Origin of the sequence: Prochlorococcus marinus str. MIT 9401 (genome assembly GCF_000760095.1) — a bacterium.
Taxonomy (GTDB): Bacteria; Cyanobacteriota; Cyanobacteriia; order PCC-6307; family Cyanobiaceae; genus Prochlorococcus_A; species Prochlorococcus_A marinus_I.
The window spans coordinates 98946-114936 of sequence record NZ_JNAR01000016.1 but is presented as its reverse complement, the minus strand read 5'-3'; the positions used below and the strand labels follow the sequence as shown (position 1 = coordinate 114936).

At 31.6% G+C, this 15991-nt stretch carries 17 protein-coding genes and 1 tRNA gene; 7 read left to right on the top strand and 11 right to left on the bottom strand.

The genetic code is table 11. From position 1 onward, the window contains the following. The first annotated feature begins 64 nt into the window (after window positions 1-64). Window positions 65-1954, top strand: a complete 1890-nt coding sequence (gene dxs, locus EV01_RS02745) for a 1-deoxy-D-xylulose-5-phosphate synthase (protein WP_032523306.1) — start codon at window positions 65-67, stop codon at window positions 1952-1954. 34 nt (window positions 1955-1988) lie between these two features. On the opposite strand, the gene psaK is transcribed toward dxs, so the two are convergent. The 9 genes from psaK to EV01_RS02780 all read right to left on the bottom strand — a co-directional run bounded on the left by psaK (window position 1989) and on the right by EV01_RS02780 (window position 8183). Then, window positions 1989-2249: a photosystem I reaction center subunit PsaK gene (gene psaK / locus EV01_RS02750; protein ID WP_032517084.1), complete on the bottom strand. Its 261-nt coding sequence runs from the start codon at window positions 2247-2249 to the stop codon at window positions 1989-1991. Between the two features lie 66 nt (window positions 2250-2315). Further along, window positions 2316-2651 carry a DUF3593 domain-containing protein gene (locus EV01_RS02755; protein WP_032517085.1) on the bottom strand — a complete coding sequence of 112 codons (336 nt, stop codon included), beginning with the start codon at window positions 2649-2651 and terminating at the stop codon, window positions 2316-2318. Next, a complete protein-coding gene (locus EV01_RS0109120) occupies window positions 2644-2946 on the bottom strand; it encodes a DUF2499 domain-containing protein (protein WP_032517086.1) in 303 nt (100 codons plus the stop codon). The genes EV01_RS02755 and EV01_RS0109120 overlap by 8 nt, the downstream gene beginning before the upstream one ends. 3 nt (window positions 2947-2949) lie before the next feature. Further along, entirely contained in the window at window positions 2950-3483 is a 534-nt protein-coding gene (locus tag EV01_RS02760) for a peroxiredoxin (protein ID WP_032517087.1), read from the bottom strand. Window positions 3484-3488: 5 nt separating this feature from the next. Continuing rightward, the gene (gene rpmB / locus EV01_RS02765; RefSeq protein WP_011376452.1) at window positions 3489-3725 is read right to left on the bottom strand and encodes a 50S ribosomal protein L28; all 237 of its coding nucleotides are present in this window, start codon (window positions 3723-3725) and stop codon (window positions 3489-3491) included. 36 nt (window positions 3726-3761) lie between these two features. Continuing rightward, window positions 3762-5666 carry a molecular chaperone HtpG gene (gene htpG / locus EV01_RS02770; protein WP_032523305.1) on the bottom strand — a complete coding sequence of 635 codons (1905 nt, stop codon included), beginning with the start codon at window positions 5664-5666 and terminating at the stop codon, window positions 3762-3764. 118 nt (window positions 5667-5784) lie between these two features. Next, window positions 5785-6936, bottom strand: coding sequence for an ATP phosphoribosyltransferase regulatory subunit (locus EV01_RS0109115; RefSeq protein WP_032517089.1), 1152 nt, complete (start codon window positions 6934-6936; stop codon window positions 5785-5787). A gap of 18 nt (window positions 6937-6954) precedes the next feature. Further along, the gene (locus EV01_RS02775; RefSeq protein ID WP_032517090.1) at window positions 6955-7803 is read right to left on the bottom strand and encodes an inositol monophosphatase family protein; all 849 of its coding nucleotides are present in this window, start codon (window positions 7801-7803) and stop codon (window positions 6955-6957) included. Between the two features lie 5 nt (window positions 7804-7808). Further along, the gene (locus tag EV01_RS02780; protein ID WP_025890783.1) at window positions 7809-8183 is read right to left on the bottom strand and encodes a 2Fe-2S iron-sulfur cluster-binding protein; all 375 of its coding nucleotides are present in this window, start codon (window positions 8181-8183) and stop codon (window positions 7809-7811) included. 49 nt (window positions 8184-8232) lie between these two features. Between EV01_RS02780 and EV01_RS02785 the strand changes: the two genes are divergently transcribed. From EV01_RS02785 to EV01_RS02805, 5 genes are all read left to right on the top strand, one after another. Next, window positions 8233-8319, top strand: a tRNA-Ser gene (locus EV01_RS02785). Window positions 8320-8531: 212 nt separating this feature from the next. Further along, window positions 8532-10529 carry a molecular chaperone DnaK gene (dnaK, locus tag EV01_RS02790; protein WP_032517091.1) on the top strand — a complete coding sequence of 666 codons (1998 nt, stop codon included), beginning with the start codon at window positions 8532-8534 and terminating at the stop codon, window positions 10527-10529. Then, entirely contained in the window at window positions 10480-11436 is a 957-nt protein-coding gene (locus tag EV01_RS02795; protein ID WP_032517092.1) for a DnaJ C-terminal domain-containing protein, read from the top strand. The genes dnaK and EV01_RS02795 overlap by 50 nt, the downstream gene beginning before the upstream one ends. A 33-nt stretch (window positions 11437-11469) precedes the next feature. Further along, window positions 11470-11850, top strand: a complete 381-nt coding sequence (locus tag EV01_RS02800; protein WP_032517093.1) for a DUF3110 domain-containing protein — start codon at window positions 11470-11472, stop codon at window positions 11848-11850. Between the two features lie 37 nt (window positions 11851-11887). Then, a complete protein-coding gene (locus tag EV01_RS02805) occupies window positions 11888-12325 on the top strand; it encodes a peptidylprolyl isomerase (RefSeq protein ID WP_032517094.1) in 438 nt (145 codons plus the stop codon). A 4-nt stretch (window positions 12326-12329) separates the two neighbouring features. Here EV01_RS02805 and ribBA read toward each other — a convergent pair whose 3' ends face one another. Further along, entirely contained in the window at window positions 12330-14054 is a 1725-nt protein-coding gene (gene ribBA, locus EV01_RS02810) for a bifunctional 3,4-dihydroxy-2-butanone-4-phosphate synthase/GTP cyclohydrolase II (RefSeq protein ID WP_032523304.1), read from the bottom strand. Between the two features lie 88 nt (window positions 14055-14142). On the opposite strand from ribBA, the gene argC reads away from it, so the two are divergent. Further along, complete coding sequence (argC, locus tag EV01_RS02815) at window positions 14143-15198, top strand: N-acetyl-gamma-glutamyl-phosphate reductase (protein ID WP_032517096.1); 1056 nt, start codon at window positions 14143-14145, stop codon at window positions 15196-15198. Here the strand turns inward: argC and purN are convergent. Continuing rightward, a complete protein-coding gene (gene purN, locus EV01_RS02820; RefSeq protein WP_032517097.1) occupies window positions 15182-15838 on the bottom strand; it encodes a phosphoribosylglycinamide formyltransferase in 657 nt (218 codons plus the stop codon). The two genes, argC and purN, sit on opposite strands and share 17 nt — an antisense overlap. Window positions 15839-15991: the final 153 nt, after the last annotated feature.

Below are 15991 nucleotides of genomic sequence, written 5' to 3'. Positions count from 1 at the left end.
TTCCAAAAAAATACTCATTTTGCACCTCGACGTTTTAGATTAGATAGATACCAATTTTTGTTAAATGCTTTTAAGTGAGTTAAGCCATCCAAATCAACTTCATGGCTTAACAGTTTCACAATTAGAGGAAATTGCTTGTCAAATTAGAGAAAGACACCTTCAAGTAGTATCTACTAGCGGTGGACATCTTGGCCCTGGTTTAGGTGTAGTTGAGCTTACATTGGCTTTATATCAAACTCTTGATCTAGATTTCGACAAAGTTGTTTGGGATGTAGGACATCAAGGTTATCCTCATAAATTAATAACAGGACGTTTCAGTCAATTTGATTCCCTTAGACAACAAAATGGAGTAGCTGGATATCTAAAAAGAAGTGAAAGTAAATTTGATCATTTTGGTGCTGGACATGCAAGCACTTCTATTTCTGCTGCTTTAGGAATGGCAATAGCAAGAGACAGAAAAGGTGAAAATTATAAATGTGTTGCTGTTATTGGAGATGGAGCATTAACTGGAGGAATGGCATTAGAAGCTATAAATCATGCAGGACACTTACCAAATACTCCTTTAGTTGTTGTATTAAACGATAATGATATGTCTATTTCACCACCAGTTGGAGCCCTTTCTTCTTACTTAAATAAGGTAAGAGTTAGTCCGCCATTACAATTTTTATCCGATAGTGTACAAGAAAGTGTTAAAAATATTCCCTTAATTGGTAAAGATATACCAGAAGAATTAAAAAATATTAAAGGAAGCGTTAGACGCCTTTCTGTGCCTAAGGTTGGAGCTGTTTTTGAAGAACTTGGATTTACATATATGGGTCCAATTGATGGTCATGATATTGGTAACTTAGTTAAGACATTTAACGCTGCCCATAAACTTAAAAGACCTGTACTTGTACATGTTGTTACAACAAAAGGAAAGGGTTACTCATACGCAGAAGCCGATCAGGTTGGATATCATGCGCAGTCTGCATTTGATCTTACAACTGGGAAATCTATTCCATCTAAGAAACCTAAACCTGTTAGTTATAGTAAAATATTCGGTCAAACCTTATTAAAAATATGTGAGCAAGATAGCAAAGTCGTTGGTATTACAGCTGCAATGGCTACAGGTACTGGTTTAGATATATTGCAAAAAAATATCCCTGATCAATATATCGATGTAGGAATAGCAGAACAACATGCAGTTACTCTCGCGGCAGGAATGTCTTGCGATGGTCTTAAACCTGTTGTAGCTATTTATAGTACTTTTCTTCAACGTGCTTTCGACCAATTAATTCATGATGTAGGGATACAAAATTTACCTGTATCATTCGTACTTGATAGAGCTGGGATAGTTGGAGCTGACGGTCCCACTCACCAAGGTCAATACGATATCAGTTATATGAGATCAATACCTAATTTTGTATTGATGGCTCCAAAGGATGAGTCTGAATTACAGAGAATGTTAATAACTTCAATAAACCATAATGGTCCTACAGCTCTAAGAATACCAAGAGGTTCTGGATTAGGAGTGGCTGTAATGGATGAGGGTTGGGAACCATTAAATATAGGCGAAGCTGAAATACTTGAAGAAGGAGAAGATATTTTAATTATTGCTTATGGTTCAATGGTCGCATCAGCTATCGAAACAGCAAAGATCTTAAAAAATATGAACATTAATTCATCTATTGTTAATGCAAGATTTGTTAAACCTCTCGATAAAAATCTTATTATGCCTTTAGCAAGTAGGATTCAAAAAGTTGTAACAATGGAAGAAGGGACCTTAATAGGTGGATTTGGCTCCGCAATAGTTGAATTATTTAACGATAATGAAATAAACATTCCAGTTTACAGAATAGGTATACCTGATGTTTTAGTTGATCATGCTTCACCTGATCAGAGTAAAGAAAAACTAGGACTTATGCCTGATCAGATGGCAGATAGAATTGTTAAGAAATTTAAGTTAGTTAATTAAAAATTTAATAAATAAATATTTAATGAATAAATATTTATAAAACACCTCGTGAGGCCAATCCTAAGATTGCTCCAATTCCGAAAATATGACCTAGGCAATTAGCACCTACAACTGATGCGTGACTTAAACCACCGAAAAATTTTGAATTAGGTATTTCAAAGCCTTCGTTGGGTTTTTGAATATTTGCTCTAGCAATTGCATAAGCAATAACATTACAAGTAATCATTATCAATGCACATTTTGGAGACCATGAAAAAGTCGCGGGATCTGCAGCTGCAAATAATGTAGTAAGCATAAAAATTGGTTATTTTTATTTATTCTCTAATACTTTTACCGAAAAAACACAAAATTGTAAAAGGTCTTAAGAGTTGTTTACTTCTAATTTATTTAAAATCTTTATGAAGCCAAACAAAATAACAAAATCACTTAGTGTTAGGAAAGACTCTGCAAAGCCATGAAGGAAGTCAACTTCAACAAGGGTTTTATCATAGTAAGTTAGTGTGAAGATAGATACTAATATAGTTATGAATACAAATAAAACAGTTAAGGAAAATCCTGTTTTAACAAAAATATTAACAGATTTGATTTTATATAAGTAAAACAAAAATATTGCATATGGAATTATTGATACAGCGAACAATAATGTGTTATCAATTGAACCTAATTTTTCTATAAATTTAAAAAATAAATCATTCATAAGTCTCTTTTCCTTTAAAAATTATTAATGCAGCTAAGGCTAATGTTGAATTACCTATAAATGTAAATATTCCTTGAAGTGATACTAAACCGTAAAGATTTTCTTGGTTGTCATAGATATGCCAGGTGATCGCACACATAGCACCTATTAAGTTTGGAACCATAGCGAGGCTTAACCAAAAAAATAAATTATATTTTTTATATGTAGAGATTTTGTATATGACAAAGATGATAAAAATCCATTCTATTACTGATGAGATATGAATCAACCAAGTTCCAAATGAAAGTTCGTGCAAAATTTATATTTTTTTCTTTAGTACATTAAGTACTTCCTTTGCATGATTTATAGGTAAAACACTTATCCATCTATAAGAAATTTCCCCTTCTGGAGAAATCAAAAAAGTATTTCTATCTGAAAATGGAGGAATCCAAGAACCATATTTATCGCTAATAATTCCTTCAGGATCAGACAATAAAGTGTAATTTATGGATTTCTCACTGCAAAAATTTTCATGAGAATCTTTATTATCAGCGCTAACCCCAACAATTTCGGCATTATATTTTGAAAAATCTTTTTTTAATTCAGAAAAACCTTTAGCCTCAAGAGTGCAACCTGCTGTAAAGTCCTTTGGATAAAAATACATAACAAGCCACTTACCTTGAAAATCATTTAAATCCCATATTTTTTTTGATTTTATGTTTTTATTAAAACCTGTTAATTGAAAGTTTGGAGCCATATCCCCAACTTCAGGTGCAAAGTCAAAGGCTATAGCGGAATTACAATTTAATAAAACAATGAATGGTATTAATATACTTACTACTATATTTCTCATCAAATTTAGAATTTCTTCAAATCAACTCCATTTGATTTAGCAAATTTGTCTAATCCAACTTTTTGTACAGATTTTAGTGCTTTGGTACTAATTTTTATATTTACCCATTTTTTTCCTTCTTCCCACCAAAGTCTCCTTTTTTGGAGGTTTACTTGTTGCAATTTTTTTGTACGAATATGTGAGTGACTTACTGCCATCCCATTATTAGCTTTAGCTCCAGTTAGTTCGCAAACTCTTGACATAATTTTTTTATATCTGTAAAAATTTTAACACACGACTCAATTTGTTGAATTAAGCAATTCTGAAATTAATTCGGCGTTATTATTTTGTAAATTAATAATCTGTTCTTGATCTAATCCACCAACAGACAGTTTAGCCATATCGTAAACATGATTTGCAATTTTAGATGCCAATGGATTTTCTATAGGATCTTGTTTATCAATAATTATTTTATTGCTTGTAATTTTATTAAGACCAACAATAAGAGGATGTTCCTTATTAATTAAAAGCACATGATATTCAGGTAATCCAGGCATCTTTTGCTCCATGTATGCACCCATATCATTAATTCTTCTCATTTGCTCTGGAAGCAAGATCATTGCAGGTGGTGCACCTTTACTTGAAAGTGACTGAACTTTAACTGTTACTTTCTCATTATTAAGAGCTTTTATAATCGTATCTCTAAGATTTTCTGTATTTGATTTGCCATCTTTATCTACAATTTCTTTAGATTCTTTATCTTCTAATTCATTTATTTCTGAATCAACTCTTTGGAACTGATAATCTTCGTTTTTACTTTCTAACCAAGGAAGAAATTGTGCATCAATTAAAGGATCTGATTTAATAACTTCTTTGTTATCAGATAAGCAGATATTTAATGCGCTTGACTGAGCAATCGAATCTGAACAGTAAATTATTTTTTTAGAATCAATTATCTTATTTCTTTCTTTGTAATTTGCAAGAGTCGTGAAATATTTATCATTGGATTTGATAAGAGACTTATTTTCAATATCTTTAGTTACGTCTTTCTCAGAATTTATGATTGTTTCAAAAATAATACTGTTATCTACTAAATCAGCAAATTTTTCATCTTCGATAGCACCGATTTTAATAAAAGCAGAGATAGAATCCCAAATTTCTGCATAAAATTCTGGAGTATTTTTTATCAAATCCTTCAGTTTATTAGCAATTTTTTTTGAGATAAATGATGATATAGATCTTACTTTTCTATCTGTTTGTAATGCACTTCTACTAACATTTAGAGGTATATCTGTAGAATCAATAACTCCTCTTAAAGGTAATAGGTATTTTGGTACTATCTCTTTAATTGAATCACTTACAAATACTTGATTACAAAATAGTTTAATTTCTCCCTTTTCCCAATCAGCTCTACCCAAAAGCTTTGGAAAATATAATATCCCTTGTATATCATATGGATAATCAGTATTTAGATGAATCCATAACAGAGGATCCCCCTGAAATGGATATAGATATTTATATAACTCAATATAATCTTCATCTTTTAATTCACTAGGTTGTTTTCTCCAAGGTGGATTTTTTTTATTTATTATCTCACCTTCTAATAAGACATCTATTGGCATAAAATCACAATATTTTTTAATTAGTGATTTAATCCTTTCAGGTTCAATAAACTCTTTTTCTTCTTCAAGTAGGTGGAGTATAACATCTGTACCAATAGTCTCTCTTTCTGATTCTTCTAGAGTGAAATTAGGTGATCCATCACAAGACCATTTGAAGGATTTTGATTCTCCAATTGCTGATTTAGTTAATATATCAACTCTTTCTGCCACCATAAAACTTGAATAAAAACCAAGTCCAAAATGACCTATAAATTCATCATTATCTTTTTTGTATTTTGTAAGGAATTCTTCTGCGCTCGAGAATGCTACTTGGTTTATGTACTTTTTAATTTCTTCATCATTCATCCCAATTCCATTATCAGAAATTGTTAGTGTATTTTTCTCACGGTCAATAGATATTTTTACTTGAGCTTCTTCAGTATTTTCGCAATCGCCAGCCATAGAGGCCATCCTTCGTTTACTTATTGCGTCAACACCGTTACTTACAAGCTCTCTTAAAAATATTTCATGGTCAGAACATACTGCCTTCTTGATAATTGGGAAAATATTTTCGGTATTAATACGAATTTGGCCTTTTTCCATTTAAAAAAAATCAAACATATTAAATCTTATTTCTTAAAAACTAGTTAATCAAGTTTAATTAGGAGTATTGTCCGAACAATGTATGAATTTTAAAACTTAAATAAACTAATAAAAGGTATTATTTAACCCATAAAATCTCATTGCAATTATTTTCTTTCATTATTTGATTGGCTTTAGCTAAGTCATCACATGGATTTAAATGTAAGACGGCAATATTTCCACTTTTTTGTAGTACTTTTTGTTCATTCATAGCTTTTTCCAACAAATAAGAATCTTTAAACAATAATAAAATCTTAGATTTATCTGCCTTTTCTTCCCTAATTAAATTTCTTAAAATATCTATTGAAATTGTAAATCCAATACCATTCAAAATTTTCTCGTTAGGACTAAAGTACCTTACTAACTCATCATATCTTCCGCCTTTTGCTATCACGCATTTATTTTTACCGTCATCCCCTATTAGTTGAAAAACTATTCCTTCATATAAATTCAAGTGAGGTTGAAATGTAGGATCAAGTTGTAATTTAACATCATATTTGTTTGATATTTTTGACAATGTTTCAAATAAAAAATTTAAGTCATCTAAAGTTTGACTAGAGCCGTATGTATTTTTTAATTTTTGCAATATTGCGGTTGGTTCTCCTCTTGTGAATAAGAGATCTTTAAGAATATATTTATCATCTTCATCAATTCCTAATTTAGATAAATTATCTTGATCAAAATTAACCAAACTTTTCTTAATTTCTTCGAAATTATTATTCTTATATTTATTTAAGATTAAATCCATTATTTTTGTTGTGCTCACAAGTAGAAATAAATTACAACCATGCTTCAAATTGATATTATCTATTGCATCAAACAAAATATTAATAACTTCAATTTCTGGGTATTTTGTATCATATCCAATTAATTCAATTCCACTCTGGAGTTTCTCTTGTAACTTAAATGAATTCTTATTATTTTGTTTTTTATCAAAGACCATGCCATTAGTAAATAATCTTATAGGTCTTTTCTTATTTATTAATCTAGTAGAAGACAACTTTACAATAGATGTTGTCATTTCTGGCCTAAGACATAATGAATTATTACTTACTATTCCCACAACCTGGTTTTCTTCAATAACGCCTCGACCTTTTATAGTCTCTAAAGTATTTATAAATGAGGGTGAAACCTCTTCGTAACCCCATAGTTTGTAGATACTATTTAAGTTATTTATTATATTAGAGTTGTTTTTTACATCGATTAATTTAATTTCCTTTATATCTGTCATTTTAATATTTAACGAATTTTAAGTATAGAGATTTTTTTTAAATGGAGAAACTTTATCTAGTTCATTTTTTAATTCATTCTCAAGGCTGGGCGAGCACGCAAGTATTCTCCCAGAACTTAAATTAAATTCGCCAGATGGATAATCAGAAATAATGCCACCAGCTTCTTTAACAATAATAGCACCGGCCGCTAGGTCCCATACCTCCAATCCCCTTTCCCAGTATCCATCTACCTTACCTGCAGCAACAAATGCAAGATCTACTGCAGCTGCTCCTCCTCTTCTCACTCCTCTAGTTTTATGTGTCAAGTAACAAAATTCGGCATAATTGTTATCCTCTGTCTCAAATCTGTCGTAAGAGAAACCTGTTACAAGTAAACTATCAGAGAGCTTAGATGGACTCGATACTTTAAGCTCTCTATCATTGCAAAATGAACCTAAACCGATACAAGCTGAATATAATTCATCTAAATAAGGTACTGATATAGCCCCTAAAATTGGATTGTTTTTATAAACAAGGCCAATTGAAGTTCCAAAAAAAGGATATCCATGGGAATAATTTGTTGTACCGTCTAATGGGTCTATACACCATGTTAAATCAGAGGATTTATTTAATTTGCCCGATTCCTCTGCATTAATGGATATTTTTGGTGTCTCATCTAATAAATATTCTTTTATTTTATTTTCAACTTCCAAATCTACATTTGTTACTAGATCGCCCTTCCTACCCTTTGATGATATTTTTTGAATTTTATTGTAATTACTTTTTAGAATTTCATTACCAATTTGAGCTGAGTTCTTAGCTATTTCATACAAACTGGATAAGTTTATTTGATTTGCAAGTTCCTCGATTTGACTAAATTCAAACATGATAATTAATCTTCCTCAAATTCCCATGGTGGCGCAACTCTTGTATTTCCTCTCCCAAAATATTGTCCAAATTGTAAATCATAAACTTCATCTTCATATGTAGTTTCCACCTCAAGATCTGAAGTTGCTTTAGCTACACAAAGTAGTGCATAACCCTTGTCTTTTAAGGCTTGAGATACACCCATTGCTTCAGGTTGTTGCAAAGTACCGGATTTTATTTTAACTGCGCAACTTGTACAGCAACCATTTCTACATGAAAATGCAAGTTTGAAACCTTTTTTTTCAAATTCCTTAAGAATGTAATCATCACTATTAACCTGCTCTTGGTAGACCTTTCCGGTTTCCTTGTTTTTAATCGTAACTGTGAAAGTCTTTTTCAAATAACTTTCCTCAAAAATGGGATGATAAAGGGTTAAAATAGTTATCTTGGGAGAGGTGGCCGAGTGGTTGAAGGCGCAGCACTGGAAATGCTGTATAGAGGCAACTTTATCGAGGGTTCGAATCCCTCTCTCTCCGTTTTATATTAGTTTATTTAGGTTAACTACATCAACAACTATGTATGTAGATGATTTTAAGAATAGATAGTAATTGATTTGAACAGTCATATATAATCTGATTTATTTAAATTAAGTTGAAAATATTTGATTTTTACTATTATATATAAATATCTAAGATAAAAATTAATTTAATTATTAGTAAATTTTGCTTTAATTTAGCGAACTAAAAACATGGGGCAAATAGTTGGAATCGATTTAGGAACTACTAACTCTGTTGTTGGAGTTATAGAGGCTGGTCGTCCAATTGTTATAGCGAATTCTGAAGGGTCTAGAACTACACCTTCAATAGTTGGTTTTACAAAGGACAAAGAAATAGTAATAGGTGACCAAGCTAGAAGACAACTTGTTTTAAATCCAAAGAATACCTTTTATAATCTAAAACGATTTATTGGTAGCGATTGGGACGAATTAGATGATACAAGTATTTCTGTTCCTTATAATGTCAAAGCAAATAATATTGGAAGTGTTAGGGTTCTTAGTCCAAATACCGAAAGAGAGTATGCTCCTGAAGAATTAGTCAGCTCATTAATCAGAAAATTAATTAATGATGCTGAAACATATCTTGGAGACACTGTTGATTCTGCCGTTATAACTGTCCCTGCATATTTCAATGAATCTCAAAGGCAAGCTACAAAGGATTCTGCAATATTGGCTGGTATAAAAGTTGACAGAATCCTAAATGAACCTACTGCAGCAGCATTAGCATATGGCTTTGAAAAAAGTTCTTCTAATAATGTTTTAGTTTTTGATTTAGGTGGAGGAACATTTGATGTATCATTGTTAAAAATTTCTAATGGTGTCTTTGATGTTAAAGCCACATGTGGAGATACCCAACTAGGGGGGAACAATTTTGACTCAAAAATTGTAGATTGGCTTGCTGAAAAATTTCTTGATGAATATGAAATTGATCTAAGAAGAGATAGACAAGCTTTGCAGAGATTAACTGAAGCTGCCGAAAAAGCAAAATGTGAATTATCTGGATTGCAAAAAACAAAAATATCCTTACCTTTTATCACCACTAGTAAAGAGGGGCCATTACATATTGAAGAGACATTAGATAGAAAAATATTTGAATCATTATCGCAAGATCTATTAGATAGATTATTAGAACCTGTGCAAATAGCATTAGATGACTCAGGATGGAATGCAGAAGATATTGATGAGGTAGTTCTTGTCGGTGGAAGTACCAGAATTCCAATGGTTCAACAATTAGTTAAGACTCTTGTTCCTAATGAACCTTGTCAATCTGTTAATCCAGATGAAGTAGTAGCAATTGGTGCAGCAATACAATCTGGAATAATAAGTGGTGATTTACAAGATTTATTACTAAATGATGTTACACCTCTTTCTTTAGGCTTAGAAACTATTGGCGGCCTTATGAAGGTACTTATTCCTCGTAATACACCAATACCAGTAAGACAATCTGATGTTTTTAGTACCTCAGAAGCAAATCAATCTTCAGTTGTTGTTCAAGTAAGGCAAGGTGAAAGGCCTTTAGCCGCTGAAAATAAATCCCTTGGTAAATTTAGATTATCAGGAATACCTCCAGCTCCTAGAGGAATACCTCAAGTCCAGGTAGCATTTGATATTGATGCTAATGGTCTTTTAGAAGTAAGCGCAACTGATAGAACAACTGGAAGGAAGCAAACAGTTACAATTTCTGGAGGTTCTAATTTAAATGAACAAGAAATTAAATCGATTATTGAAGAAGCTAAATCAAAAGCTAATGAAGATAGAAAGAAAAGATCAGTCATTGACAGAAAAAATAGTGCTTTAACCCTTATTGCTCAAGCTGAGAGAAGGCTTAGGGATGCTTCCATAGAATTTGGCCCATATGGAGCTGAAAGACAGCAACGAGCTGTTGAATTAGCCATTCAAGATGTTGAAGAATATATAGATGATGATGAATCTCAAGAGTTAGAAATTTCAGTAAGTGCTCTCCAGGAGGCATTATTCGGTTTAAACAGAAAATTTGCAACAGAAAGGAAAACTGATAATAATCCATTGCAAAGTATTAAAAATACATTTGGATCATTAAAGGATGAACTTTTTTCAGATGATTATTGGGATGATGATCCTTGGGATAATCAAATGAATAGAAATTATAGAAATTCGAGGTATGGTAATTCTAGGGACGATGATCCATGGGACAATGACTACTTCCTCTAAAAAAGATTATTTGTCGATTTTGGGTTTATCCCCTAATTTTGATTATAAGGAACTTAAAAAGGCTTTTCGAAGAGAAGCAAGAAAATGGCATCCAGATTTAAATAAAAATGATCTTAATGCAGAAGAAAGATTTAAATTAATTAACGAAGCATACGAATATCTTCGTGACCCTAATAGAAAAAATAGTGCTGATGGAAATATTCAGGAAGATTATGAAAATAATAATTTCCAGACAGGCTTTCCTGATTTTCAAGATTATCTTGATTCATTATTTGGATATGAATACTCACCAAAGAATTACGACGAATATAATGATGATCCAATTGAGGATGAATCTTTAAATTTAGATAATGATGAATTTCATAATTATGGCTACCCTGCAACCTCTCCAGAAGAACCGCCTCCAGTTAAACTCCACCAAGATATTGAAACTATTATTGAATTAACTCCAGATGAGGCCTTAAATGGAGCTTCAATTTTAATAGAGCTTGAAGATGAAACTGTAGTAGAAGTCGATACTCCTCCTTTCGCTGGAGATGGATGGCGATTGAGACTTGAAAATATTGCTAGAGGAGGAAAAGATCATTATCTTCAGTTAAAAGTTCAAACTGAAAGTGGTCTAAGAATTGATGGTTTAAGAGTCCTTTATAAATTAGAGTTATTTCCTCATGATGCACTTCTTGGTTGTGCTGTAGAGGTTCCTACTCTTGATGGAAATGTCACACTTCAAGTGCCACCAAAATCATCCACCGGAAGAATGTTACGTTTGAAGGGTAGAGGTTTAACGTTCGAAGATAATGTAGGTGATCAATACGTTGAAATATTGGTAGTGATACCTGCTGATATTAATGATGAAGAAATTGCTTTATATACAAGATTACAAGAATTATCACTTTCTGATTCTTAATCAAATATTATATTTATAGAGATAGCGACGATTATGAACATATTTGTTCTTTTATATAATTCAGGAACAGATAAGGAGGGAATTCATTCAATCGAACTTAAAGGAAAGACAATTGTTTTAATGTTTGAGGACAAGGACGATGCAACAAGATATTGCGGTCTACTTGAAGCTCAAGATTTTCCTTTACCGACTGTTGAAATGATAGACATAGAGGAAATAAAGGATTTCTGCATTAAATTAGATTATGAATGCAAATTAGTTGAAAAAAATTTTATACCTAAATCAGCTGAAGATAGATTATTAATATCACCACCCCAGAAAAACCTAGAAGTTGATGATTGGGAGGGAGAGAAGAATAATCAACAAAATATTGATATAAATACCATTAAGGAAAACCTTGAAAAGTTACTTTAGCTATTAAAGTATTATTAATTTATTAAACAAATAAAACATGACAACCGCATTATTTGAAACAGAAGTTGGAAACATTAATATTGAATTCTTCTCTGAAGACGCACCTAACACAGTTAAAAACTTCACAAAGTTAGTTAGTGAGGGTTTTTATGATGGTCTATCTTTTCACAGAGTTATTCCTGGTTTTATGGCTCAGGGCGGCTGCCCAAACACTCGTGATGGAGCATATGGCATGCCTGGAACTGGAGGACCTGGATATACTATTAAATGTGAAATCAATTCCAATAAACACCTAAAAGGATCTCTTTCTATGGCGCATGCAGGAAAGGATACGGGTGGTAGTCAGTTTTTCATCGTTTATGAACCACAACCTCATCTCGATGGTGTTCATACTGTTTTTGGAAAGACAGATGATATGGATGTAGTCCTAAAGCTTGCTAATGGGTCAAAAATTATTAAAGCAATATTAAAGTAGTAATTTATTCATCAAAAACAATACTGAATGTCTCTTTATCTAGATTAAATTTTCTTGTAGAGGAATATAGGATTTCATTATTAATAGTAAATTTAGTATTAATTAATTTGATGCTACTTGTTGGGTGTAATGCTTGTTCAATATTTCTAGAAACAATAATTCCTATCTTTGTACTATTTTCATATTTCGATAAAAACTCAATAAATAATTCTATATTCTTTATTTCCTCATCAGTAATATTGGTATTGGTTCTATTCCGATCATGTAAAATTCGCCATACTAATTTTGGACGATTCCAAAAAGCTAATAATCTTGGACTACTTTCCAGTTTAATATTAATGTTTTTTTGACTACAGAATTTAATTACTTTATTTTTTATTGGTACTAGATCAATAGACTTATATTTACCATCAAGAAAAATTGATATAAATGGATCGATATTTCTCGAATTAGAAATATCTTCATCAATCATGTGGCCTAGCTTTGTTTTTTTAACACTCAAATATTCTGCATTATTATCGTTTGGACAAATCACTAATGGAACTCTTTCAATAACTTCTATTCCATAACCACCTAATCCTGCAATTTTTCTAGGATTGTTAGTAAGTAATTTTAATTTATTTATCCCTAAATCAGTTAATATTTGCGCTCCAACTCCATAATTTCTTAGATCTGCAGGAAAACCTAATTTTTCATTAGCTTCTACAGTGTCTAATCCACCATCTTGTAAACTGTAAGCTTTTAATTTGTTTATTAGACCAATACCTCTACCTTCTTGTCTCAAGTAAACAACAACTCCCTCTTCTTCCCTTTCTATCCTTGATAAAGCAGCCTCTAACTGAGGTCTACAATCGCAACGTAATGATCCAAAAGCATCGCCAGTCAAGCACTCTGAATGCATTCTTACTAGCACAGGTTCGCTTAATTTTGATGTTTTTTGTTTAACTAATGCTACGTGCTCTGAACCATCAAGTTCATTAATATATCCATAAGCTTTGAAATTCCCAAAAATACTAGGAAGAAAAGAATCGGATTTTCTGAACACAAATCTTTCAGTTTGAAACCGATAACTTATTAGATCAGCTATGGATATTAATTTCATTCCCCATTGTTTTGCATACTCTTTAAGTTGGGGAAGTCGTGACATGGAACCGTCAGGATTTTGTATTTCACAAATCACTCCAGCTGGATATAAACCTGACATTGAGGCAATATCTACTGCTGCTTCTGTATGACCTGCTCTTTTTAAAACTCCACCTTTTTTAGCTCTTAATGGAAATATATGTCCTGGTCTTCTTAAATCTTCTGGTTTTGTATTTGGATTAATAGCAACTTGAATTGTCTTAGCTCTGTCTTCAGCAGAAATTCCAGTAGAAACATTATTTTCAGGTCCAGCATCAATTGATATAGTAAATGCTGTTTGATTTTCATCTGTATTTCTGTCTACCATTAATGGTAAATCTAAAGAGTCAAGTTTTTCACCTTGCATAGCCAGGCATATAAGACCACGTCCCTCAGTAGCCATAAAATTAATTTGCTGAGGAGTAGCAAACTGAGCCGCACAAATTAAATCTCCTTCATTTTCTCTTCTTTCATCATCTACCACAATTATGCATTCACCATTCCTTATCGCAGCTAACGCGACACTTATAGGATCAAATTCAATTTTAAAAGAATCATTTATATCCAAAATTGTTCCATTATTTGATTTGGGACTTGTTTCTTTCATTATTCCTATCAATATAGAAAAATAGTGTTTTAGTTACCTTGAATTCAACACTTTATAATCCTATCTCAAAGTCTGCCAATTCAAAGATATGAATGTTGCAATTGTAGGTGCTACTGGTTACGGTGGTATTCAAGCGGTAAATCTTTTAAAGAGCAATAAAAACTACAAAATTTCATTTTTAGGAGGTAACAAAACATCTGGATCAAAATGGAATGATAATTTCCCTTTTGTTTATCTAGATAATGATCCTTATATAGAAGACATATCAGTAGATAATATTTCAAACAATTCAGATGTTGCTTTGCTTTGCTTACCAAATGGTCTATCTTCTACATTGACAAGGAAATTATTAGATAGAGGAGTTAAAGTTATTGATTTATCTGCTGATTACAGATATAAGTCCTTAGATGAATGGGAAAAAGTATATTCCAAAGAGGCTGCTATTTATAAAAGGAATGATGATGATTTATGTAAAGAGGCAGTCTACGGTCTTCCTGAAATAAATAAAGAAGCCATTTCAAAAGGAAGATTAATTGCATGTCCGGGGTGTTATCCAACATCTTCGCTTATTCCACTAGCTCCTTATCTTTCGCAAGGAATTATTGATAATGAAGGTATAGTAATTGATTCTAAAAGTGGAACCTCTGGAGGTGGTCGAGAACCGAACCAAAAGCTACTCTTATCAGAATGCGGAGAAGGTCTATCAGCATATGGATTGATAAACCATAGACATGCCTCAGAGATTGAGCAAGTAGCTTCATTAATTTCTGGTAATAAAATTGAACTACTTTTTACACCACATTTGATTCCAATTTCAAGAGGTATGCATTCGACTATATATGGGAGATTAAGAGATCCAGGATTAACTTCTGATGATTGCAGAATTCTTTTAGATAATTATTATAGAAATTTCAATAATATTAAAGTCTTACCTGTAGATACATACCCATCGACAAAATGGGTTAAAAATACAAACCAAATTTTCCTTTCAGTTAAAGTTGATAATCGAAATGGAAGAATAATTATATTGTCTGTAATTGATAATTTGTTAAAAGGTCAGACTGGGCAAGCAATTCAAAATTTAAATATTATGAGTGGATTTTCAATGGATGAAGGTCTTGATTTAACTAATAATTTTCCATAAAATTACTTCTTATCAAAAAACCAGCAAGAGAGATTGAGTGAGGTAAAATTTTATGCTCAAGAATTTGTATTCTTTTAGAAAGTGATTCAATATCATCGTCATTTCTAATTGACAATGCAGCTTGCATTATTAATGATCCACTATCTACCTCCTCTTCAACATAATGTACGGAACAACCAGTTATTTTTGAACCATTTAATATAGAGTCCTCTATCGCAGAACCACCTTTATATGCTGGAAGTAATGAAGGGTGAATATTTATTATCTTATTCTTAAATTTATTAATAAAAAATGGAGTAACAATTTTCATCCATCCTGCCATGACCACGAGTTCAACATCGTAATGAATTAAAGTATTTACAATTTCTAATTCAAATTCCTCTTTTTGCAGAAAGTCTTTGCCTCTTATAATTTTGTAAGGTATTTTTTTACTTTCAGCTCTCTTTATACAACCTGCATCATCTTTGTTAGTTATTAGAACCTTTATATCTATATCTAATTCTCCTTTTTCTGAAAGATTAATTAATTCCTGAAAGTTTGTTCCTTTCCCAGAAGCTAGTACACCTATTTTTAATTTTGGGGAAAATCTTCTAAATTCAGATATCTCAGGCGAAATTATGTAATTAAATGATCTTTCCAAAGTTTTTAATTTTATCCAATGATAAATTCATATGAAATAAAAAAAACCCTCAATTTTAATTGTTTATATTCAAAAACATATTTATTTGAAGATAATTATTTAAACAAATTTAAATGATTTAAATCTATGTACTATTCGTATAGATATAATTGA